Source organism: Microbacterium sp. NPDC058062, from assembly GCF_042885375.1.
Lineage (GTDB): Bacteria > Actinomycetota > Actinomycetes > Actinomycetales > Microbacteriaceae > Microbacterium > Microbacterium trichothecenolyticum_C.
Genome location: NZ_JBHVSC010000001.1, coordinates 285,208 through 304,824, shown reverse-complemented (window position 1 = coordinate 304,824; position 19,617 = coordinate 285,208). Strand labels below are relative to the sequence as shown.

The 19,617-nt window shown below is 70.1% G+C and carries 24 protein-coding genes and 2 tRNA genes; 13 read left to right on the top strand and 13 right to left on the bottom strand.

The annotated features are described in order from the left end of the window. Positions 1-14 precede the first annotated feature (14 nt). From ACFVSU_RS01430 to ACFVSU_RS01415, 4 genes are read left to right on the top strand one after another with little or no spacing between them, the layout of a single operon-like run. Positions 15-1,124, top strand: a complete 1,110-nt coding sequence (locus ACFVSU_RS01430) for a mechanosensitive ion channel family protein (protein WP_387137013.1) — start codon at positions 15-17, stop codon at positions 1,122-1,124. After that, a complete protein-coding gene (locus ACFVSU_RS01425; RefSeq protein WP_310291127.1) occupies positions 1,121-1,603 on the top strand; it encodes a globin in 483 nt (160 codons plus the stop codon). The genes ACFVSU_RS01430 and ACFVSU_RS01425 overlap by 4 nt, the downstream gene beginning before the upstream one ends. 39 nt (positions 1,604-1,642) lie before the next feature. Further along, positions 1,643-3,301, top strand: a complete 1,659-nt coding sequence (locus tag ACFVSU_RS01420) for an FAD-binding dehydrogenase (RefSeq protein ID WP_387137010.1) — start codon at positions 1,643-1,645, stop codon at positions 3,299-3,301. Beyond that, complete coding sequence (locus ACFVSU_RS01415; protein WP_387137006.1) at positions 3,298-3,726, top strand: GNAT family N-acetyltransferase; 429 nt, start codon at positions 3,298-3,300, stop codon at positions 3,724-3,726. The genes ACFVSU_RS01420 and ACFVSU_RS01415 overlap by 4 nt, the downstream gene beginning before the upstream one ends. 16 nt (positions 3,727-3,742) lie before the next feature. On the opposite strand, the gene ACFVSU_RS01410 is transcribed toward ACFVSU_RS01415, so the two are convergent. Beyond that, positions 3,743-4,420, bottom strand: a complete 678-nt coding sequence (locus tag ACFVSU_RS01410) for a hypothetical protein (protein ID WP_387137003.1) — start codon at positions 4,418-4,420, stop codon at positions 3,743-3,745. Between the two features lie 111 nt (positions 4,421-4,531). Between ACFVSU_RS01410 and ACFVSU_RS01405 the strand changes: the two genes are divergently transcribed. Beyond that, a complete protein-coding gene (locus tag ACFVSU_RS01405; protein WP_387138663.1) occupies positions 4,532-5,392 on the top strand; it encodes an acyl-CoA thioesterase in 861 nt (286 codons plus the stop codon). Positions 5,393-5,405: 13 nt separating this feature from the next. Here ACFVSU_RS01405 and ACFVSU_RS01400 read toward each other — a convergent pair whose 3' ends face one another. The 4 genes from ACFVSU_RS01400 to ACFVSU_RS01385 all read right to left on the bottom strand — a co-directional run bounded on the left by ACFVSU_RS01400 (position 5,406) and on the right by ACFVSU_RS01385 (position 8,824). Continuing rightward, entirely contained in the window at positions 5,406-5,927 is a 522-nt protein-coding gene (locus ACFVSU_RS01400) for an acyl-CoA thioesterase (RefSeq protein WP_387137001.1), read from the bottom strand. Beyond that, a complete protein-coding gene (gene ettA / locus ACFVSU_RS01395; RefSeq protein ID WP_387136998.1) occupies positions 5,920-7,599 on the bottom strand; it encodes an energy-dependent translational throttle protein EttA in 1,680 nt (559 codons plus the stop codon). Before ettA ends, ACFVSU_RS01400 begins: the two co-directional genes overlap by 8 nt. Positions 7,600-7,711: 112 nt before the next feature. Next, positions 7,712-8,239, bottom strand: a complete 528-nt coding sequence (locus tag ACFVSU_RS01390; RefSeq protein ID WP_387136995.1) for a DUF6993 domain-containing protein — start codon at positions 8,237-8,239, stop codon at positions 7,712-7,714. A 42-nt stretch (positions 8,240-8,281) separates the two neighbouring features. Continuing rightward, the gene (locus ACFVSU_RS01385; RefSeq protein ID WP_387136993.1) at positions 8,282-8,824 is read right to left on the bottom strand and encodes a single-stranded DNA-binding protein; all 543 of its coding nucleotides are present in this window, start codon (positions 8,822-8,824) and stop codon (positions 8,282-8,284) included. A 227-nt stretch (positions 8,825-9,051) separates the two neighbouring features. On the opposite strand from ACFVSU_RS01385, the gene ACFVSU_RS01380 reads away from it, so the two are divergent. Next, positions 9,052-9,315 (top strand): hypothetical protein, encoded by a 264-nt coding sequence (locus ACFVSU_RS01380; RefSeq protein ID WP_387136990.1) that lies wholly within the window; start codon positions 9,052-9,054, stop codon positions 9,313-9,315. Between the two features lie 34 nt (positions 9,316-9,349). Here the strand turns inward: ACFVSU_RS01380 and ACFVSU_RS01375 are convergent, their stop codons facing one another. Beyond that, the gene (locus ACFVSU_RS01375) at positions 9,350-10,774 is read right to left on the bottom strand and encodes a PLP-dependent aminotransferase family protein (RefSeq protein ID WP_387136987.1); all 1,425 of its coding nucleotides are present in this window, start codon (positions 10,772-10,774) and stop codon (positions 9,350-9,352) included. 61 nt (positions 10,775-10,835) lie between these two features. On the opposite strand from ACFVSU_RS01375, the gene ACFVSU_RS01370 reads away from it, so the two are divergent. After that, the gene (locus ACFVSU_RS01370; RefSeq protein WP_387136984.1) at positions 10,836-11,444 is read left to right on the top strand and encodes a YitT family protein; all 609 of its coding nucleotides are present in this window, start codon (positions 10,836-10,838) and stop codon (positions 11,442-11,444) included. Positions 11,445-11,490: 46 nt separating this feature from the next. Here ACFVSU_RS01370 and ACFVSU_RS01365 read toward each other — a convergent pair whose 3' ends face one another. Beyond that, positions 11,491-11,703 (bottom strand): methyltransferase, encoded by a 213-nt coding sequence (locus ACFVSU_RS01365; protein WP_220287448.1) that lies wholly within the window; start codon positions 11,701-11,703, stop codon positions 11,491-11,493. A 106-nt stretch (positions 11,704-11,809) separates the two neighbouring features. Here ACFVSU_RS01365 and ACFVSU_RS01360 point away from each other — a divergent pair. From ACFVSU_RS01360 to ACFVSU_RS01335, 6 genes are all read left to right on the top strand, one after another. Then, positions 11,810-11,882 (top strand) — tRNA-Arg (locus ACFVSU_RS01360). Positions 11,883-11,959: 77 nt separating this feature from the next. Continuing rightward, positions 11,960-12,586, top strand: a complete 627-nt coding sequence (gene orn, locus ACFVSU_RS01355; RefSeq protein WP_310291146.1) for an oligoribonuclease — start codon at positions 11,960-11,962, stop codon at positions 12,584-12,586. A gap of 38 nt (positions 12,587-12,624) precedes the next feature. Continuing rightward, a tRNA-His gene (locus tag ACFVSU_RS01350) sits at positions 12,625-12,700 on the top strand. Positions 12,701-12,759: 59 nt separating this feature from the next. Then, on the top strand, positions 12,760-13,107 hold the full coding sequence (locus ACFVSU_RS01345) for a metallopeptidase family protein (RefSeq protein ID WP_082496959.1): 348 nt from the start codon (positions 12,760-12,762) through the stop codon (positions 13,105-13,107). Beyond that, on the top strand, positions 13,107-13,406 hold the full coding sequence (gene clpS / locus ACFVSU_RS01340) for an ATP-dependent Clp protease adapter ClpS (protein ID WP_387136980.1): 300 nt from the start codon (positions 13,107-13,109) through the stop codon (positions 13,404-13,406). The genes ACFVSU_RS01345 and clpS overlap by 1 nt, the downstream gene beginning before the upstream one ends. After that, positions 13,403-13,897 carry a DUF2017 family protein gene (locus ACFVSU_RS01335; protein ID WP_387136977.1) on the top strand — a complete coding sequence of 165 codons (495 nt, stop codon included), beginning with the start codon at positions 13,403-13,405 and terminating at the stop codon, positions 13,895-13,897. The genes clpS and ACFVSU_RS01335 overlap by 4 nt, the downstream gene beginning before the upstream one ends. Positions 13,898-13,904: 7 nt before the next feature. Here ACFVSU_RS01335 and ACFVSU_RS01330 read toward each other — a convergent pair whose 3' ends face one another. The 6 genes from ACFVSU_RS01330 to gatC all read right to left on the bottom strand — a co-directional run bounded on the left by ACFVSU_RS01330 (position 13,905) and on the right by gatC (position 19,595). Next, positions 13,905-14,498: a hypothetical protein gene (locus tag ACFVSU_RS01330; RefSeq protein WP_387136974.1), complete on the bottom strand. Its 594-nt coding sequence runs from the start codon at positions 14,496-14,498 to the stop codon at positions 13,905-13,907. Next, the gene (locus ACFVSU_RS01325) at positions 14,473-14,793 is read right to left on the bottom strand and encodes a hypothetical protein (protein ID WP_310291154.1); all 321 of its coding nucleotides are present in this window, start codon (positions 14,791-14,793) and stop codon (positions 14,473-14,475) included. The genes ACFVSU_RS01330 and ACFVSU_RS01325 overlap by 26 nt, the downstream gene beginning before the upstream one ends. A gap of 82 nt (positions 14,794-14,875) precedes the next feature. Next, positions 14,876-16,138 (bottom strand): DNA polymerase IV, encoded by a 1,263-nt coding sequence (locus ACFVSU_RS01320; protein ID WP_387136971.1) that lies wholly within the window; start codon positions 16,136-16,138, stop codon positions 14,876-14,878. Positions 16,139-16,240: 102 nt separating this feature from the next. Continuing rightward, positions 16,241-17,764 (bottom strand): Asp-tRNA(Asn)/Glu-tRNA(Gln) amidotransferase subunit GatB, encoded by a 1,524-nt coding sequence (gatB, locus tag ACFVSU_RS01315; protein WP_387136968.1) that lies wholly within the window; start codon positions 17,762-17,764, stop codon positions 16,241-16,243. Beyond that, a complete protein-coding gene (gene gatA / locus ACFVSU_RS01310) occupies positions 17,764-19,284 on the bottom strand; it encodes an Asp-tRNA(Asn)/Glu-tRNA(Gln) amidotransferase subunit GatA (RefSeq protein WP_387136965.1) in 1,521 nt (506 codons plus the stop codon). Before gatA ends, gatB begins: the two co-directional genes overlap by 1 nt. Positions 19,285-19,295: 11 nt before the next feature. Next, on the bottom strand, positions 19,296-19,595 hold the full coding sequence (gene gatC, locus ACFVSU_RS01305) for an Asp-tRNA(Asn)/Glu-tRNA(Gln) amidotransferase subunit GatC (protein ID WP_387136962.1): 300 nt from the start codon (positions 19,593-19,595) through the stop codon (positions 19,296-19,298). Positions 19,596-19,617 lie beyond the last annotated feature (22 nt).

Sequence of the window (19,617 nt, the reverse complement as noted above, 5' to 3'; positions counted from 1 at the left end):
TTAGGATCGTGACGATGATCAGCGTCCCCCTCGACACAACGACTCCTGACGAGCCGACCATCGCAGACATCGAGTTCTGGCAGCAGGTCGGCGAGTTCTTCGTGAAGGCCGGCTGGAACCTGCTGACCGTCGCCGGCATCATCGTCGGGGCATTCATTCTCGCCTGGATCCTCCGCTTCGTGATCCACCGGGTCGTCAGCCGCATCGTCAACGGCGCCAAGAACAAGGCGAACGTCGACGACACCCAGGCGCTCGAGCGGTCGCCGCTCGCGTCGGTGCGGCTCGTCCAGCGCACGCGCACGCTCGGCTCCATCCTCGGCAACATCGTCAACGTGACGATCGTGATCATCGCGCTGCTGCTGATCATCAACGTGCTGGCGCCGTCCGCGCTCGGATCCCTCACGCTCCTCACGGCGGCGATCGGCGCCGGCCTCGGCTTCGGCGCGCAGAACATCGTCAAGGACGTGCTCAACGGCATCTTCATCGTCGCCGAGGACCAGGTGGGCATCGGCGACGTCGTCGACCTCGGACTCGCGACGGGCATCGTCGAGTATGTGAGCGTCCGCGTGACGCACGTGCGCGACGTCAACGGCACCCTCTGGTACGTGCGCAACGGCGAGATCCTGCGCATCGGCAACCTCTCGCAGGGGTGGTCGCGCGTCATCCTCGATCTCTCGGTGGCCACCGACTCGGACATCGGCGAGGTCGAGAAGGCGATGCTCGACACCGCCAAGGAACTCGCGAAGGATCCGAAGTGGCGCACGCGGATCCTCGAGCAGCCCGAGGTGTGGGGTCTCGAGTCGATCTCGGGCGACGCGCTCGTCATCCGTCTCGTCATGAAGACGCGTGCGAACGCGAAGGACGACGTGGCACGCGAGCTGCGCATGCGCCTGAAGCACACGATCGACGAGATGGGCATCACGCTGCCCGCCCTCACAGCGGTCATGCCGAGCGGCCTCGAGGGCGCGCAGCGCGTCCGCGGCGCCAACCCGCCCAAGACCAAGCCCACGCCGGTCGCTTCCACGCCGGAGCGCCCCGTGTGGAAGCCCAAGCGAACCCCCAAGAAGCCGTCGACACCGTCCACGGGCGACGAGTCCGGCCCGACCACCGGAGGAACCCCATGACGGACCCCGCCACCCCGCTGAGCTTCTACGACGAGGTCGGCGGCCACGACACGTTCGTGCGGCTCGTCGACGTGTTCTACCGCGGGGTCGCCGAGGACGAGGTCCTGCGCCCCATGTACCCCGAGGAGGACCTCGGCCCGGCGCAGGAGCGGCTCACGCTGTTCCTCGAGCAGTACTGGGGCGGTCCGACGACGTACAGCCAGGAGCGCGGCCACCCTCGGCTGCGCATGCGTCACGCGGCGTTCCACGTGGACCCAGACGCGCGCGACCGCTGGCTCGCGCACATGCGGGTCGCCGTGGACGAGCTCCAGCTCCCACCTCTCCACGAGGCCACCCTCTGGGATTACCTCCAGCGCGCCGCGTATGCCATGGTGAATACCTTCGAGCCCTCGGGCATCGGACCCGCCGCAGGACCCCGGGCTGCAGCATCCATTCCCGTCACGGCGGCACCGCCGGCTGACGCCGACCCCGCTCGCTGAGCTTCGCCTCAGCCTCCCCTCGCCGACGAAGGAGTCGACATGCCCTCCCACCACACCGACATCCTCGTCATCGGATGGGGACTCGCCGGCCTCGTCGCCACCGCGGAGGCGGTCGCGGCGGGCAAACGGGTGACGATCGTCGACCAGGAGCCGCGGTCGAATCTCGGCGGGCAGGCGTGGTGGTCGTTCGGCGGCCTCTTCTTCATCGATTCGCCCGAGCAGCGGCGCCTCGGCATCCACGACTCGCTCGAGCTCGCGCGGCAGGACTGGTTCGGCAATGCCGGGTTCGACCGGGATGAGGATCTCTGGCCCCGACGCTGGGCCGAGGCGTACCTGCAGTTCGCGCACGAGGAGAAGCGCGCGTGGCTGCGTGAGAAGGGCGTCGGCTTCTTCCCGATCGTCGGCTGGGCGGAGCGGGGCGGGTACACCGCGACCGGCCCGGGCAACTCGGTGCCGCGCTTCCACATCACATGGGGCACCGGGCCCGGGATCGTGGAGCCCTTCCAGGCGGCCGTGGAAGCCGGCGAAGCCGACGGACGCGTGACGATCCTCCCCCGTCATCGCGTCACGTCGCTCACCGTCGAGGGCGGCGTCGTCACGGGCGCGGCCGGTGATGTGCTGGCGCCGTCCGGCGCCGCGCGCGGCGTCGCGAGCTCGCGCGAGGTCGTCGACACGTTCGAGGTCACGGCGGACGCGACGATCGTGTCGTCCGGGGGTATCGGGGGCAACCACGACCTGGTCCGCCAGTGGTGGCCCGAGCGCCTCGGCACTCCCCCCGCGACGATGGTCACCGGGGTGCCGGCGTACGTCGACGGCTCGATGCAGCCCGTGTCGGAGGCTGCGGGCGCGCGCCTGATCAACGGCGACCGCATGTGGCACTACGTCGAGGGCATCCAGAACTGGGATCCGATCTGGCCGGATCACGGCATCCGCATCCTTCCCGGACCTTCGTCGGTCTGGCTCGACGCGACGGGCAATCGCCTGCCCGTCCCGCTCTTCCCCGGTTTCGACACGCTGGGCACGCTCGCGCACCTCCGCGCCACCGGGCACGACCACTCGTGGTTCGTGCTGTCGCAGAAGATCATCGAGAAGGAGTTCACGCTGTCCGGCAGCGAGCAGAACCCCGACCTCACCGGCAAGGACGTCAAGCTCCTCGCGAAGTCCCGCCTCGGAAAGGGCGCCGCGGGTCCCGTGCAGGCGTTCATGGATCAGGGCGCCGACTTCGTCGTGCGCGACAACCTCGACGACCTCATCGCGGGCATGCAGGCGCTCCCCGGCGGCGACGCGCTCGACGCCGACCGCGTCCGATTCGAGGTCGAGGCTCGCGACCGTGAGATCGACAACGACTTCACCAAGGACGCGCAGATCGCGATGCTGCGCTCGGCGCGCGCGTTCCGCGGCGACCGCCTCATCCGCACCGCGAGCCCGCACCGCATCCTCGACCCCAAGTCCGGACCGCTGATCGCCGTGAAGCTGCACGTGCTCACCCGGAAGTCCCTGGGCGGCATCGAGACCGACCTGTCGGGCCGCGCGCTCGGTGCCGGCGGCGAGCCCGTTCCCGGCCTGTACGCCGCGGGCGAGGCGAGCGGATTCGGCGGCGGCGGCATCCACGGCTACCGCGCCCTCGAAGGCACCTTCGTCGGCGGATGCCTCTTCTCGGGGCGGGTCGCCGGGCGTGCGGCAGCGGCGGCAGTATGACGCCGTCGCCGGTGGAATTCGTCGACCGGATCCCGACTCCCGCCGAGCATCGGACGATCGCCGAGGCCGTCGGATGGACCCACGCCTTCGACTGGGACACGATGGACGCGTCGCTCGCGGGCTCCACCGCCGGCGTCGTCGCGGTTCGGGACGGTCGTGCCATCGGCATGGGCCGCCTGGTCGGCGACGGCGTGAAGTACTTCTACGTCCAGGACCTCGCCGTGGTCCCCGAGGCCCAGGGCGAAGGGCTCGGTGCCCGGCTTCTCGACCACCTGCTCGCGTGGGTCGCCGATCATGCCCCCTCCCACGCATTCGTCGGGCTCTTCGCGACGGCGGAGGGGGATGCGCTCTACCGCTCCCGCGGGTTCGAGCGGGGCGACATGGCGGGCATGTTCCGTATCGTCGCTCCCACCGAACGGAGCTGAGCCTCGCGCGCGAGCGTCAGTTCGCAGAGGAGCCCGTGCGGCGCACCGGCGTGAGTCCGGTCGCCACCGGTCCGCGCACCAGCACGTGCCCGCGGCTGAGGCTCACTCGCGTCCACGGTCCGCTCGCGAAGACCCGAGCGGTCTCGCCGCCGCTGATGAAGCCGAGGCTCAGGGCTGCGAACGCGACGCCGAGCGGCAGACCGCCCAGCTCGTCGTCGGGCGCGCCCCACACGGCGGCGCGGACGGTGCGCACCACGTCCTCGCCGGCATCCGTCGGCACCGTGTCGGCGACGCGGGCGATCCCTCCTTGGGCCTTGGCGGCGAGCGTCGAGGCCTCGATGCCGGGCCGCGCGTCCCAGCCGCTGCGCGGCGGGGTGATGCCCGCCCACGCGGGCGACAGGGCGGTCTCGGGGAGCGTGAGGGCGCGCGGATCGTCGGCGTTCGCAGAGAGGGCGGATGCCTCGACCACGAGGTCGCACACGAGCTCGGGGTCCGCGTTCAGCGACCGGAGTGCGAGGACAGTCGGCGTCGGATCCCCGAATCCGCGCGGCGCGAGCGGTGCCGCGGTCATCGCCAGGATCCCGCCGGAGGCCTGCAGCCGCACGCCCTCGACGGTGAAGCGCGCTGCCCGACCCGCGAAGGTGAGGGCGTCGGCGGCGGACTCGGGATCGGCGAGCAACAGGCGCGGTGACATCGCCTCTAAGCTACCAAGCGGACCTACGGGCGGCCGCCGCCCCGGAGAGGAGCACCCGTGGATGCCGAGCCGAACGCCGAGACCGCACCGGAGAAGGATCCGGTCGCCTCGATGCTGTCGGTCATCGATCTGAGCGCATCCGATGCGCGCACCACGGAGGACATCTTCACCGGCGCATCGCAGTCGATGCCGCTCGGGCGCGTGTACGGCGGCCAGGTGCTCGCACAGTCCATCGTGGCCGCATCGCGCACGATCCCCGAGGAGCGGATCGTGCATTCGATGCACGGGTACTTCCTGCGCCCCGGCGACTCCGCGAAGGGCATCACGTTCTCGGTGGACCGCATCCACGACGGCCGCTCGTTCTCGACCCGGCGCACGCAGGCGTTCCAGGAGGGGGTCCCGATCTTCTCGATGATCGCGTCCTTCCAGGACGAGGACCCGGGGCTCGAGCACCAGGAGCCGATGCCGGAGGGTGTGCCCGCGCCCGAGGACCTCCCCGACATCGAGGCGCACCTCGGCGGCCTGCATCCGATGTCCAAGCGGCTCTTCACCGATCGACCGGTGGATCTTCGGCACGTCCCGGCGCCCATCTACGTCAGGGCGGACGCCGAGAAGGCGCCGCGCCAGGCCGTCTGGATGCGAGTGCGCCGCCCGATCCCTGACGACCCAGCGATCCACCGCGCCGCGCTCGCGTACCTGAGCGACCTCACCATCCAGGAGTCGATCCTGCGCGCACACGGCGTCTCGTGGGCGACGCCGGGGCTGAAGGTCGCGAGCCTCGATCACGCCATGTGGTGGCATCGGTTCGGCCGCGTGGACGAATGGATGCTGTACGTCCAGGAGTCCCCGAGCGCCCGCGGTGGCCGGGGCCTCGCGTCAGGACGGATCTACGCCGCTGACGGCACCCTGCTGGCCAGCGTGGCGCAGGAGATCATGATTCGGGTTCCCGGGGCCGGAGGCGACGCCGGCTGAGTCCGTCGGCCGGTCACCGCCGGTGGGCGTAGTGGATCGGCTCGCCGACGTAGGGCCCCCACGCCGCGCGCTCCTCGCCCGTGAGCCGGAGCGGGCGCCCGGTCTCAGCATCCACTTTCACGATGACCGTGGTGGCGCGTGCGTACAGGGTTCGACCGCCCGCAGCGGACTCGACCGGGCTGTAGACCTCGTAGCAGACCTCGATGCTCGACCCGCCCAGCTTGCCGAACCACATCTGCACGTCGAGCGGGTGCCGCTGATACGGCACGGGCGCCAGGTACTCGATCTCCTGCCGGGCGATGAGCGTCAGCATCCCGCTGAAGATGCTCGAGTCCAGCACCGCCGTCGGCGGCGCGTCCTCGCCCGGCTCGGGCAGCCAGAACGCTCGCACTCGGGCCTCTTCGAGCAGCTTCAGCATCGACGTGTTGTTGACGTGGTTGAACGCGTCGAGGTCTCCCCATCGCAGGTGGATGGGGATGTGCAGGCGGCGGTCGCCGGCCGTGGCTGCGACCGCCGCGTCGCCTGTCTCAGTCACGCGTGAGCTTGCGGTACGCGGTGCGGTGCGGACGTGCCGCCTCCGCGCCCAGGCGCTCGATCTTGTTCGCCTCGTACGCCTCGAAGTTCCCCTCGAACCAGTACCACTGGTCGGGGTTCTCGTCAGTGCCTTCGTAGGCGAGGATGTGGGTCGCGATGCGGTCGAGGAACCACCGGTCGTGCGTGATGACGACGGCGCAGCCGGGGAACTCGAGCAGCGCGTTCTCGAGCGACTGCAGCGTCTCGACGTCCAGGTCGTTGGTCGGCTCGTCGAGGAGCAGCAGGTTGCCGCCCTCCTTGAGGGTCAGCGCGAGGTTGAGGCGGTTGCGCTCACCGCCGGACAGCACCCCCGCCTTCTTCTGCTGGTCCGGGCCCTTGAACCCGAACTTCGACACGTAGGCGCGCGAGGGGATCTCGGTCTTGCCGACGGTGATGATGTCGAGACCGTCCGAGACGACCTCCCACAGCGTCTTGTTCGGGTCGATGCTCGCCCGCGACTGGTCGACGTAGCTGATCTTGACCGTCTCGCCGATCTTGAGGGCACCACCGTCGAGCGGCTCCAGGCCGACGATGGTCTTGAAGAGCGTCGTCTTTCCGACACCGTTCGGACCGATCACGCCGACGATGCCGTTCGGCGGGAGCGTGAAGCTCAGGCCGTCGATGAGCGAGCGGCCATCGAAGCCCTTCTGCAGCTTCTTGGCGTCGATCACGACGCTGCCCAGGCGCGGCCCGGGCGGGATCGTGATCTCCTCGAAGTCGAGCTTGCGCGTACGGTCCGCCTCGGCGGCCATCTCCTCGTAGCGGGCGAGGCGCGCCTTGGACTTCGCCTGGCGGCCCTTCTGGTTCGAGCGGACCCAGTCGAGCTCCTCGGCGAGACGCTTGGCGAGCTTGGCGTCCTTCTTGCCCTGGATGGCGAGGCGCTCCGCCTTCTTCTCCAGGTAGGTCGAGTAGTTGCCCTCGTAGCCGATGAGGCGGCCGCGGTCGACCTCGGCGATCCACTCCGCCACGTTGTCGAGGAAGTACCGGTCGTGGGTGATGGCGATCACGGCGCCGGGGTACTTCTGCAGGTGCTGCTCGAGCCAGAGCACGCTCTCGGCGTCGAGGTGGTTCGTGGGCTCGTCCAGCAGAAGCAGGTCGGGCTTCTGCAGCAGGAGCTTGGTGAGAGCGACACGGCGCTTCTCACCGCCCGAGAGCGGGCCGATCTCGGCGTCGCCCGGCGGGGTGCGCAGCGCGTCCATCGCCTGATCGAGCTGGGAGTCGAGGTCCCAGGCGTCGGCGGCGTCGATCTCTTCCTGGAGCACGCCCATCTCGGCGAGGAGGGCGTCGAAGTCGGCGTCGGGGTCTGCCATGAGCCCCGAGATCTCGTTGAACCGGTCGACCTTCGCCTTGATCGCGATGCCGTCCTGGATGTTCTCGAGGACCGTCTTGGTCTCGTCGAGCTCGGGCTCCTGCATCAGGATGCCGACCGTGAAGCCGGGGCTCAGCTTCGCCTCGCCGTTGGACGGCGTGTCGAGCCCGGCCATGATCTTGAGGATCGTCGACTTTCCGGCGCCGTTGGGGCCGACCATGCCGATCTTCGCGCCGGGGAGGAACGCCATCGTGACGTCGTCGAGGATCAGCTTGTCGCCGACGGCCTTCCGGGCGCGGACCATCGAGTAGATGTACTCAGCCATGCGGGTTTCTGCTCTCCTTGGACTTCAGACGTCAGCGTCCCAGCCTACCGGGCGATGCGACGAGCGGCGTGAGCCGACCCGCGTCCGGGATGACGTGGGCGGCGCTCGGACGTCACCAGTCGATGGGCCGGGTCTGCCCCACGAGGCAGTTCCCCTCGGCGAGCACCGGCACCACGACGGTGACCGGGTCCCCCGTCGCCGGGCCCACCTGGCCGATGAGGCACTGATCGTTCCAGCGCACCGAGAACTGGATGCTCTCGGCGGGATTGCCCACCGTCGACTGATCCTGGGTCACCTGCATCGCGGCCTTGTCGAACCCCGCCGCAGTGAGCGCGTCGATGTACGCCCGCCCCGTCACCCGGGCGTCGGTCGCCCACACCGCCGCGGTGACCGACGAGAACAGCGGGAGGTTGTCCTCCGCGGTTCCGTCCGGCACGAGCGTGGGCGCGGCCGGCGTCGTCGGCGTTGCGCTCGGGCTCGGGGTGCCGTCGGCGGTCGTCGTGGTGGGGGTGGGTGTCGCCTCCGGGTCACCGGGGCTGCACGCCGCGAGTACCCCGACGAGCGCGACGGTGAGGATCACCCGCGCGGCGCGCCGTGAACGGACATCGAAGCGAGCGCGGGGCGGGAGGTCTCGGGCCACGGGGAGAGTTTAGGGCCGCCGGCCCCGCGCAAGCTGAACGCCTCAGAAGGGCGCCTCCATGCCGTCCGTCGACGAGTCGCCGCCCGCCGCGACCGCGACGAGTACCGGCCTCACGGCCTCTTCGACCTCGCCCGCGGCCCCGCCGTCGATCCCGGGAGTCGCCCACGCGTCGTCGCCGACGGGAGTCGGCCGCGCCGCGGCGGGGTCGATCGTCGCGCTGTGAGAGTCCTTCACGAAGGTGGTGGTCCCCCAGAGCAGGTCATGCCCGATCGCGTCGGCGTCGATCTCGATCGCCGTGCCACGGCGCGTGCCGTTGTCCCATTCGCGCAGCCGGAGGCGGCCCGTGAGGATCACCCGATCTCCCTTCTGCAAGGACTTGTAGGCATGGTCGGCCAGCGAACGGAACACCGACACGGTGTACCAGTTCGTCCCGGCGTCGGTCCACGCCTCCGCCCCGCGGTCGTAGCGGCGCTGACCGCTCGCGACCCGGAAGGTGGTGATCGGCACCCCGGCCGGCGTCCGTTTCAACTCGGGAGGTGTCGCCACGTTCCCGGTGATCGTGATGGTGTCGCCTCTGTCGCTCATCGCTCATCCTCTCTGTCTTCCGAGGACCCTCCTCGGTCCTGCCGGCGCCCCGTGCCCGAGGACGCCGGCAGTGGATCCAGCCTCACCGCGCCGAAGCGCCTGGAGTGAGGCGCGCGGGTGATCTGTGGACAGCGGCGTCGTGCGCTTGCCTGGGGAGGAAACGCCGGACGAATTCGTCACCCTGGATGTCGGAGGTCGTAGCTATGTTCGAACGCGAAGGAGGCACCATGTCAGCTCTCATCGAAACCCGCACCTCGGGCGCTCCGCCGCTCGAGTCGCGGACCCGCATGCGTCTCGTCGCCGCGGCCCCTTCCCTGTGGCGGGTCGTGGAACCGGGTGGCCGCGTGATCGGCCATCTCCAAGAAGTCGCACAGGCGGGCAGCATCCGCTTCCGCGCGCGCCGCTACAACCCCGCAGCCCACGTCTTCCGCGATCTGGGCGATTTCTGGAACGCCGACGACGCCGTCGAGTGTCTGGCGTTCGCCCGCTGAACCCGCACGCCGGGCATGAGGCGCCACCCGTGGTTCAGATGACCGCGCCGACCTGCTCCACGAGCGTCGAGGGCGCGCCGGCGCGGACCGACGACCAGGCGTCCGCGAGCACGTCTGCGGCGCGCACCATCTCCTCGGGCGGCGCAGTGAAAGGCACGCGGAGGTGTCGCTCGTGCCCGCCCTCCACGGAGAAACGCGGCCCGGCGCTCAGCAGCACGCCGCGCGTCCGCGCCTCGATGACCAGCGCGGAACTGAGCGGGGCACCCAGCTCGATCCAGAGCGAGACGCCGCCATGCACGTCCGGGACGTCCCACGAAGGCAGACGCTCCCCCAGCGCTCGCACCAGCGCGTCGCGACCCGATCGCAGCAGCTCCGAGCGCTGCCGGACGATGTCGTCGAACTGCGAGAGCAGTCGGGTGGCGATCGCCTGCTCGAACTCGGGCGTGCCGAGGTCGTGCGCCGGCCGCGCGGCGACGAGCCTGCGGATCAGGTCGCCGTCCGCGCGCACCCACCCGAGCCGCAGCCCGCCCCACACCGTCTTGCCCAGAGAGCCGATGCGCACGACCGTTCCGGGCTCGGACGCCGCGAAGCCCGCGGTGAGCGGTCCGCGGTCGATGTCCAGATCCGCGGTCGTCTCATCGAGCACGAGCACCGTCCCCGACCGCTCCCCCGCCGCGAGCATGGCCTCACGCTCTCCGATGCTCATGCTCCGGCCCGTGGGGTTCTGGAAGTCGGGCATCAGGTACGCCATCACGGGAAGCGTGCGCGAGAAGGCCTGCTCCGCCCGATCGAGATCCCAGCCTTCTTCGGTCGTGACGGGCACGCCCACGAGCCGAGCGCCGGCCCGGCGGAGAGCGTCGGCCGCGTGCGGATAGGTCGGCGTCTCGACCAGCACACGGTCCCCGCGGCCGATGAGCACGGTCGACACGAGATGGATCGCGCTCTGGGCGCCCGTCGTCACGAGCACCTCATCCGGGCGCGTCGGCACCCCGCGAGCGGTGTATCGGTCGGCGATCGCCTCACGCAGCTCGATGCGTCCGAGCACGTCGTACCCCACGCGCGATACCAGCGCGGACGCACCGCCTGCCGTCTCGGCCATGATCCCGGCCAAGCCCGGCCAGGCGGGCGGGCTGGCCTGCTGGAGATCGATCATCCCCTCGCCGGCGTCGGCGCGCCCGGGCTCTCGCCGCCCGAGGGGCAGCGTGACGCTGCCCGACCCGCGCAGACTCGCGATGTGGGCCGTCTCCCGAAGGCTCCGATAGGCAGCCGCCACCGTGCTGCGGCTCAGGTGAAGGGCGGACGCGAGCTCGCGCTCGGCCGGCAGGGCGGTGCGAGGGGCGAGGCGGTTGTCCAGACAGAGCAGACGGATGCCGTCCGCCAGTGCTTCGTACGCGGGTTCGCGCGTGCGCCAGCCACCGAGGGCTGCCGACAGGGCGCGCGCAGAGATGCGGGAGTCCATGAGGCCAGAGTAGTCGCATTGGACTGCAGGTAGCGATCCAATTCTGCGATTGGATGGACGCATGCCACGCCGAATCGTCCAGCTGCTCGTCGGTCTCTTCCTTTACGGGGCGGGCTGCGCCCTGACCGTCGAAGCCGGCCTCGGCGTCGATCCGTGGACCGTCTTCGCCCAGGGACTCTCCGTCCGCACGGGAATCGGCATCGGCTGGATCACCAATATCGTGGGCTTCTTCGTGCTCCTGTTGTGGATTCCGCTCCGGCAGAAGCCGGGCGTCGGCACGATCGCCAACATCCTCCTGGTCGGCACCAGCATGCAGATCGTGCTCGGTGTCGTCCCGCCGATCTCGGGGTTCGTCGCCCAGTTCGCGACTCTGCTCGGCGGGATCGCCCTGGTCGCGATCGCGTCAGGCCTCTACATCGGGGCGCATTTCGGGCCCGGGCCCCGCGATGGCCTGATGACAGGCATGCACGCGCGCTTCGGCTGGCCGATCTGGCTGTGCCGTGCACTCGTCGAGGTGTCGGTGCTGATCGTGGGATGGCTCCTCGGCGGCACGGTAGGCATCGGCACGGTGCTCTTCGCGGTCCTGATCGGCCCGCTGGTGCACGTCGCACTGCCCCTGCTCGACACCCGCAGGACGTCGACGCGCGTCGCCGCCGAGCATTCGGCGTGACGCGCGTCACCCGGCGGCGCACCCGCGATCGGGTGCGCCGTGCGGGTCAGTGCTCGCGGAACATGGGCCAGTCGCTGCCCGGCGTCATGTGCGAGTGAAGTGCGCTCTTCGCGATCTCCATCGTCGGGTACGTACCCGTCGCTTCGCTCGCGCCGGCCATGGTGACCGTGTAGCCGTCGTCGTCCTTGCGGATGCTTCCGGCGACGCCGGATGCTCCGTAGGCGACCCAGAGAGGGTGGTGCGTCTCCGTGGTGCTCATCGGTGAACTCCTTTCGATGCCTCCGGTGCTGACGCTACGCCGAGAGTCCGTCATCCGCCAGCGTCCGCGACGGCGTGGTGCGACCCGGTAGTGTGGAAGGACCTTTCCCTCCGTAGCTCAGGGGACAGAGCGAGCGGTTTCTACCCGCAAGGTCGGGGGTTCGAATCCTCCCGGAGGGGCGAACGGGTCCGGCGTGGGAGTCGGCACCTGAGTCCAGGCCCGTGGGATGTCTGGACTTGCGATAAGGATGGAGCACATGGTGGGTGCATCCGAGAACGACCGTCTGGTGTGGATCGACTGCGAGATGACGGGCCTCGACCTGGGCGTCGACGAGTTGGTGGAGATCGCCGTGGTCGTCACCGACTTCGAGTTGCGAACGCTCGACCCGGGCTTCTCGGTGGTGATCAAACCGGACGACTCGGCACTGGCGAACATGAACGAGTTCGTCACGAACATGCACCGCTCCTCGGGGCTGCTCGACGAGATCCCGCACGGCGTGAGCCTGGCGGATGCCGAGTTCCAGGTCCTCGAGTACATCCAGCGGTTCGTCCCGCTGGAGGGCAAGGCTCCCCTCGCGGGCAACACCATCGGCACGGACCGCATGTTCCTGGCGAAGTACATGCCGCGGGTGGACCGCTGGCTGCACTACCGCAACGTCGACGTGTCGAGCATCAAGGAGCTCTCGCGCCGCTGGTACCCGCGCGCGTACATCCACGCACCCGCGAAGGACGGCGGCCACCGCGCGCTCGCCGACATCCTCGAGTCGATCCGCGAGCTCGCCTACTACCGCCAGGCGGTGTTCGTTCCGGAGCCCGGTCCGACGAGCGACGGCGCGCGCGCAGCCGCTGCTGCCGTCGTGTCGTCGTTTGCTCCCGAGGTGTGAGAGAATCATCTGGTTGCCCCGCGCGAGCAGGGCACATGGTGGGTATAGCTCAGTTGGTAGAGCGCGGCCTTGTGGTGGCCGATGTCGCGGGTTCGAGCCCCGTTACTCACCCCAAGTCAGATCGAATGGGGCGCGTCTCACGCGCCCCATTCGCGTAGAAGCGGGGCATCATGATGGAGATGGATGCCGCCACCTTCGAGACGCTCGTGATCGACGAGCTGGATGCGCTCCCCGACGACATGGTCGAGGGCCTCGACAACGTCGTGTTCGTCGTCGAGGACCGGCCCGAGGACGGCAGCCTCGACCTGCTGGGGTTGTACGACGGCTGGGCGCTGACCGAGCGGGAGCGCTACGGCATCGGCGAGCTGCCGGATCGCATCATCGTGTACCGCGAACCCCATCTGGCGGTCTGCGACGACGAGGACGAGCTGCGCGATGAGGTCCACACGACGCTCGTGCACGAGATCGCGCACTTCTACGGAATCGATGACGACCGCCTTCACGAGCTGGGGTGGGCATGATGGCCGCGCTCGCCACACCGTCGGTCGACGAAGACATCGACCTCTCCGAGCTCGTCGATCCCGCACGCCCCTGGCAGACCGTCGTCTGGGACGATCCGATCAACCTCATGAGCTACGTCACGCACGTGTTCCGCGAGTATTTCGGCCTCGCCCGCCCGGACGCGGAGCGCCTCATGCTCGCGGTTCACAACGAGGGGCACGCGGTTGTCTCGCGCGGCCCCCGCGAGCAGATGGAGATGCACGCGCAGGCGATGCACGACTACGGCCTGTGGGCCACCGTGAGACAGGAGCCCCGATGAGCGACCGGGTCGTCGTGCTCGAGGTCGCCCGCCTCGAGGCCGCCCATCTCGCGGGCCTGGTCGGCCAGTTCGCCGAACTGCTGCGCGAATCCGCGCCCGACGACGGCGACCCCGCCATCGCCCGGCTGGTGCCGTCGGCCTACTCGGACGACGAGGACGCGGCGCGGGAGTTCCGGGCGCTCACGCAGTCCGACCTGCTCGATCGGCGTGCCTCCGACGCAGGTCTCGTGCTCGCATCCCTCCAGGACGCGGCCGAGATCCCGGAGGACCCGAACGACCCGGCACTGCTGGAGCAGGTGGAGATCAGGCTCGCCCCCGAGACGGCTCAGGCCTGGTTGCGCACCCTCGCCGCCGTCCGCCTGGTGCTCGCCACCCGGTTGGGCGTCGTCGACGAGGACGATCACGAACACGACGATCCGCGGTTCGGCGTCTACGACTGGATCGGGTACCGGCTCGACGGTCTCGTCGCGGCTCTCGACAGCGGGGACTGATCCGCACTCACGGCACGGGGAACACGAGGGACGCGAGGCTCATCGGATCGTCGCGGGTCACGTGCTGCTGTTCCTGCCGTGCCCACCGATCCCAATGAGGACGGTACGTCGCGCCGTCGCGGGCCAGGGCGCGCTCCTTGCGCGACGCCGCCGGCGACTCGAGCCACACCCGCACGTCCGCGAGCCGAGCGGTCGCCGGGGTGAGTGCGCCGGAGCCTTCGACGATGAGCGGCAGAGACGGATCGACGGCATGCGCCTCCGCAGGTTCACCGACAGTCCAGTCCCACCGTTGCCACACCCCCACGAGTCCCTTGGCGTGCGGCGTCAGTATCAGTTCCCTCGCGAGCTCGACGCCGTCGTCGAGGCCGTCCCAGCCAGGGTAGATCGAGTCGAGCGCCACGAGTTGAACGCGGCCGCGCAGCGGCCATCTCGCCACGAGCGTCCGTGCCAGCGATGTCTTTCCCGCACCGCTTCGTCCGTCGATGAGGACCACGGGATTGGATGCGGCGACCTCTGCGACTGCCGCGATGATCCGATCGACCGCGATCCCGAGCGAATTGCCGACCGCGTCCGGGTTACTTCTTGAGGGTGCGGATGACACGGCTGAGCGCGCGACCGGCGAAGAAGACGAACGGAACCGCGACCGTCAGGAGCGCGATGATGTTCGGCTCGAACCGGAGGTCATCGCCCCGACGGATGTATGCGCCGACCGGGATGGCCCAGCCGCCTCCGCCGCCACCGCCGTTCCCCGCCTCGTCGGATCCGCCGCCGAAGCCGGACCACGTCAGCGCCACCGGGATGATGCGGACGCCGTCGACGTCCTGCTGATCGCCGTATGCGCTCTTCACGCCGAAGGACGCGGACTGCTTGCCGAGTTCGAGTGCGATGTTGGGCATGGGTCCAACGTACCCGCCGCCGCGCCGCGCGCACAGCGCGCAGGCCAACTCGGGCGTCCCTGTCCAGCCTCGACCGCGCGCGTCACGCTTGGTCGAGCCGGGGCGGGGGCGGGCTGGACGGCAGGGTGCCTCCGCCGCGCGTACCGAGCAGTGTGGCGCGGGTGACCGCGCCCCGGCCGAATTTCGCGGTGGCACCGTCGAGCGCGTCCTCGATGCGGCGCCATCCCTCGTCGTCGTCCCACAGCGTCGGCATCGCCGCGCCCGCCGGGAGCAGCTTCTCCGCGCGTACGCCGATGAGCCGCACGGGCAGCGCTCGATCCACCGACGCGAAGAGCTCGTGGGCGGCATCGCCGATGCGCTGCCCCACGGCCGTGGGCTCGGTGAGCGTCTGCGAGCGGGAGATCGTCGTGAAGTCCGCGTAGCGCACCTTGATCGCGACGGTCGACGCCTCCCACCCGCTGCTGCGCAGTCGGGCACCCACACGATCGGCGAGGCGCCGCAATTCGGAGCGCAGGATGGCGGTGTCGCCGATGTCCTCATGGAAGGTCTCTTCGTGCCCCACGCTCTTCTCGACGCGGCTCGTGTCGACCTCGCGCGCGTCGATCCCCCGCGCCAGATGCCAGATCCGATCCCCCATCGCGACCCCGAGAGCACGGTCCAGCAGCTCGCGGGGCGTGTCGAGCACGTCGGCGATGGTACGGATGCCGCGTGCCTCGAGCGCTTCGGACGTCTTGGGGCCGACGCCCCACAGCGCGCGCACCGACCGCGGCGCGAGGAACGCGGCCGTGTCTGCCTCCGCGACGATGAGCAGCCCGTCGGGTTTGCTCATCGTCGAGGCCATCTTCGCGACGTGCTTGGTCGACGCGACGCCCACGCTGCATGTGAGGCCGGTCTCGTCGAGGACGCGGCGGCGCAGCATCCGTGCGATCTCTCCGGGACTCCCCCACAGCCGGCGCGCGCCCCGCACGTCGAGGAACGCCTCGTCGATCGACAGCGGCTCGACCAGCGGGGTGACATCGCGGAAGATGCGCATGACCTGCGCCGACGTCTCGAGGTACCGGTCGAAATGCGGGGGGACGACGACCGCGTGCGGGCACAGCCGGAGCGCCTGGCCGACCGGCATGGCCGAACGCACGCCGTAGCGCCGGGCCTCGTACGACGCGCTGGATACGACCGAGCGGCCGTCGGGCGCGCCGATGATGATCGCCTTGCCGCGCAGCGACGGATCGTCCAGCTGCTCGACCGACGCGTAGAACGCGTCCATGTCGACGTGCAGAATGCCGGCGCCACTGTCATCGGCACCGTCTGGTGAGACGACACGGCCGGTCCCGTCGCCACGCCCCATGCGTCGATCCTTCCACCAACCCCGGACATCGAAGAAGGAGGGCGGATCCCAGCCGGGATCCGCCCTCTCGAAGCAGCACGGGCGCTCACGCGCCCTCAGCCGTTACGCGCCCGTCGAGCCGGCGCGCTCGAGCACCAGCTCGCGCACGCGTGCGGCGTCCGCCTGGCCCTTCATCGCCTTCATGACCGCGCCGATGACGGCGCCCGCGGCCTGCACCTTGCCGTCGCGGATCTTCTCGAGCACGTCGGGCTGAGCGGCCAGCGCCTCGTCGATCGCCGCGATGAGCGCGCCGTCGTCCGAGACCACTGCGAGGCCGCGGGCGTCGACGATCTCCTGCGGCGTGCCCTCACCGGCGATCATGCCCTCGAGCACCTGGCGCGCGAGCTTGTCGGTGAGCGTTCCCGCGTCGACCAGCGCCTGCAGTGCAGCCACGTCCGCGGGGGTGGCGAGCTCCGCGGGTTCGCGCCCCTCGGCGTTCGCGATGCGCAGCAGCTCACCCGTCCACCACTTGCGCGCCGCTGCCGGCGACGTGCCCGCGGCGATCGTCGCCTCGACCTCGGCGAGCAGACCGGCGTTCACGACACCCTGGAAGTCGATGTCGGCGAAGCCCCAGTCCGCCTTGAGACGGCGGCGGCGGGCTGCGGGCGGCTCGGGCAGGGCCGCGCGCAGCTGCTCGATCAGCTCGATGGACGGAGCCACCGGCAGCAGGTCGGGCTCGGGGAAGTAGCGGTAGTCGTCCGCGTCGGACTTCGGACGACCGGGCGACGTGGTGCCGGTGTCCTCGTGCCAGTGGCGCGTCTCCTGAGTGATCGTCCCGCCAGCGGCGAGGATGGCGGCCTGACGCTGGATCTCGTACCGCACGGCACGCTCGACCGAGCGCATCGAGTTGACGTTCTTCGTCTCGGTGCGCGTGCCGAGCTTCTCCTGGCCGCGCGGACGCAGCGAGACGTTGGCGTCGCAGCGGAGGTTGCCGCGCTCCATGCGCGCCTCCGAGATGCCCAGTCCGATCACGATGTCGCGGATCGTCGCGACGTACGCCTTCGCGATCTCGGGCGCGCGGTGCTCGGCTCCGAAGATCGGCTTCGTGACGATCTCGACGAGCGGGACGCCGGCGCGGTTGTAGTCGACGAGCGAGTACTCGGCGCCCTGGATGCGACCGGTCGAGCCGCCGACGTGCGTGAGCTTGCCGGCATCCTCTTCCATGTGCGCGCGCTCGATCGGCACCGTGACGATCTCGCCGTCGGCGAGCTCGATGTCGACCGAGCCCTCGAAGGCGATGGGCTCGTCGTACTGCGAGATCTGGTAGTTCTTGCCCAGGTCGGGGTAGAAGTAGTTCTTCCGCGCGAACCGGCTCGACGGCGCGATCGAGCAGCCGAGGGCAAGGCCCAGGCTGATCGAGTACCGCACCGCGGTCTCGTTGACGACGGGGAGCGCGCCCGGCAGTCCCATGTCGACCGGAGCGACGAGGGTGTTCGGCTCTGCGCCGTGGTTCGCGTCGTTCGCCGGGTTGGCCGCCGCCGAGAACATCTTGGTCTCGGTGTTGAGCTCGACGTGCACCTCGAACCCGAGCACCGGCTCGTAGAGCTCGAGCGCCTTGTCGAAGTCCATCAGCTTGTCCTTCGCCATCAGCGGGCACCTCCGTTCGCGCCGAGCGCCGGCGCCCTGTCGAGGAGCGGGCCGCCCCACGAGTCGACGAGCAGGGACTCCAGCGCCGCACCGACGCGGTACAGGCGAGCGTCCTCGTGGGCCGGGGCGAGGAACTGGATGCCGACCGGCAGGCCGTCCTCGGACGCGAGGCCCGACGGGATCGAGATGCCGGGCACGCCCGCGAGGTTCGCCGGGATGGTCGTCACGTCGTTGAGGTACATCTGGAGCGGGTCGTCGATCTTCTCGCCCAGCTTGAACGCCGTGGTCGGAGCCGACGGCGTCGCGATGACATCCACCTTCGAGAACGCGTCCGCGAAGTCCTGCTGGATGAGCGTGCGCACCTTCTGGGCCGAGCCGTAGTAGGCGTCGTAGTAGCCCGCCGACAGGGCGTAGGTGCCGAGGATGATGCGGCGCTTCACCTCGTCGCCGAAGCCGACGTCGCGGGTCTTGGCCATGACGTCTTCGACGGTGCCGCCGGGCACGTCGACGCGAAGGCCGAAGCGGACCGAGTCGAACTTCGCCAGATTGCTGGATGCCTCGGCCGGGAGGATCAGGTAATACGCGGCGACGCCGTACTCGAAGTGCGGCGCGCTGATCTCGACGATCTCGGCGCCCTGGGCCTCCATCGCGGCGAGAGCCGCGCGGAAGGACTCCGACACGCCGGCCTGGAAGCCGCTGTCGGGCAGCTCGCGGATCACGCCGACCTTGAGGCCCTTGAGCACCTGGCCGGTCGCGCCTTCTCGCGCGGCGGCGGCGAACGACGGCCACTCGTGGGCGAGCGACGTGGAGTCGTGCGGGTCGTGCCCGCCGATCACGTCGTGGAGGAGTCCGGCGTCGAGCACCGTGCGCGTGACGGGACCGACCTGGTCGAGGCTCGAGGCCAGCGCGATCGCGCCGTAGCGGCTGACGCCGCCGTAGGTCGGCTTGATGCCCACGGTGCCGGTGACGTGCGCGGGCTGGCGGATGGATCCGCCGGTGTCGGAGCCGAGGGCGAGCGGGGCTTCGAAAGCCGCGACCGCGGCGGCAGAGCCACCGCCCGAGCCGCCGGGGATACGGGAGAGATCCCAGGGGTTGCGCGTCGGACCGTACGCCGAGTGCTCGGTCGACGAGCCCATCGCGAACTCGTCCATGTTCGTCTTGCCGAGCGGGACGAGACCCGCGGCGCGCGAGCGCGCGACGACGGTCGCGTCGTACGGCGACATGTAGCCCTCGAGGATCTTCGAGCCGCTGGTCGACGGCATGTCCGTCGTGACCAGCACGTCCTTGATGGCGAGGGGAACGCCCGCGAGCGGGCCGAGGTCGTCACCGGCTGCGCGCCGGCGGTCGATGTCGGCGGCCACGTCCAGCGCGTGCTCGCTGACGTGGAGGAAGGCGTGCACATCGGCATCGACGGCGGCGATGCGGTCGAGGTGGGCCTGCGTGGCCTCCACGCTCGACACGTCGCCGGCGGAGAGCTTGTCTGCGAGCGCGGCGGCGCTCAGCTTCGTGAGATCGGTCACGTCGGGGCCCCTTACTGCTCTTCGCCGAGGATCGCGGTCACGCGGAATCGGCCGTCCGCGGAATCCGGTGCGTTCTGCAGCACCTGCGCGGGTGTCAGCAGATCGCCGGGCACATCCGAACGGAAGATGTTCTCGAGAGGGATCGGGTGACTGGTGGCGGGGACGTCGGGGGTGGCGACCTCGGAGACCTTGGCGATGTTGTCGACGATGGCGTCGAGCTGGCCGGTGAGGCGCTCGACCTCTCCGTCGCTCAGCTGGATCCGGGCGAGCACACCGAGATGGCGCACGAGATCGGGGGTGATTTCAGACACCACCTAAGACTACCGGGGCCGC

Excerpts from the sequence above, each read along its gene's own strand:
- ACFVSU_RS01430 (WP_387137013.1), top strand. The coding sequence starts at position 15 with ATGATCAGCGTCCCCCTCGACACAACGACTCCTGACGAGCCGACCATC.
- ACFVSU_RS01425 (WP_310291127.1), top strand. The coding sequence starts at position 1,121 with ATGACGGACCCCGCCACCCCGCTGAGCTTCTACGACGAGGTCGGCGGC.
- ACFVSU_RS01420 (WP_387137010.1), top strand. The coding sequence starts at position 1,643 with ATGCCCTCCCACCACACCGACATCCTCGTCATCGGATGGGGACTCGCC.
- ACFVSU_RS01415 (WP_387137006.1), top strand. The coding sequence starts at position 3,298 with ATGACGCCGTCGCCGGTGGAATTCGTCGACCGGATCCCGACTCCCGCC.
- ACFVSU_RS01410 (WP_387137003.1), bottom strand. The coding sequence starts at position 4,420 with ATGTCACCGCGCCTGTTGCTCGCCGATCCCGAGTCCGCCGCCGACGCC.
- ACFVSU_RS01405 (WP_387138663.1), top strand. The coding sequence starts at position 4,532 with ATGCTGTCGGTCATCGATCTGAGCGCATCCGATGCGCGCACCACGGAG.
- ettA (WP_387136998.1), bottom strand. The coding sequence starts at position 7,599 with ATGGCTGAGTACATCTACTCGATGGTCCGCGCCCGGAAGGCCGTCGGC.
- ACFVSU_RS01385 (WP_387136993.1), bottom strand. The coding sequence starts at position 8,824 with ATGAGCGACAGAGGCGACACCATCACGATCACCGGGAACGTGGCGACA.
- ACFVSU_RS01380 (WP_387136990.1), top strand. The coding sequence starts at position 9,052 with ATGTCAGCTCTCATCGAAACCCGCACCTCGGGCGCTCCGCCGCTCGAG.
- ACFVSU_RS01375 (WP_387136987.1), bottom strand. The coding sequence starts at position 10,774 with ATGGACTCCCGCATCTCTGCGCGCGCCCTGTCGGCAGCCCTCGGTGGC.
- ACFVSU_RS01370 (WP_387136984.1), top strand. The coding sequence starts at position 10,836 with ATGCCACGCCGAATCGTCCAGCTGCTCGTCGGTCTCTTCCTTTACGGG.
- ACFVSU_RS01365 (WP_220287448.1), bottom strand. The coding sequence starts at position 11,703 with ATGAGCACCACGGAGACGCACCACCCTCTCTGGGTCGCCTACGGAGCA.
- orn (WP_310291146.1), top strand. The coding sequence starts at position 11,960 with ATGGTGGGTGCATCCGAGAACGACCGTCTGGTGTGGATCGACTGCGAG.
- ACFVSU_RS01345 (WP_082496959.1), top strand. The coding sequence starts at position 12,760 with ATGGAGATGGATGCCGCCACCTTCGAGACGCTCGTGATCGACGAGCTG.
- clpS (WP_387136980.1), top strand. The coding sequence starts at position 13,107 with ATGGCCGCGCTCGCCACACCGTCGGTCGACGAAGACATCGACCTCTCC.
- ACFVSU_RS01335 (WP_387136977.1), top strand. The coding sequence starts at position 13,403 with ATGAGCGACCGGGTCGTCGTGCTCGAGGTCGCCCGCCTCGAGGCCGCC.
- ACFVSU_RS01325 (WP_310291154.1), bottom strand. The coding sequence starts at position 14,793 with ATGCCCAACATCGCACTCGAACTCGGCAAGCAGTCCGCGTCCTTCGGC.
- ACFVSU_RS01320 (WP_387136971.1), bottom strand. The coding sequence starts at position 16,138 with ATGGGGCGTGGCGACGGGACCGGCCGTGTCGTCTCACCAGACGGTGCC.
- gatB (WP_387136968.1), bottom strand. The coding sequence starts at position 17,764 with ATGGCGAAGGACAAGCTGATGGACTTCGACAAGGCGCTCGAGCTCTAC.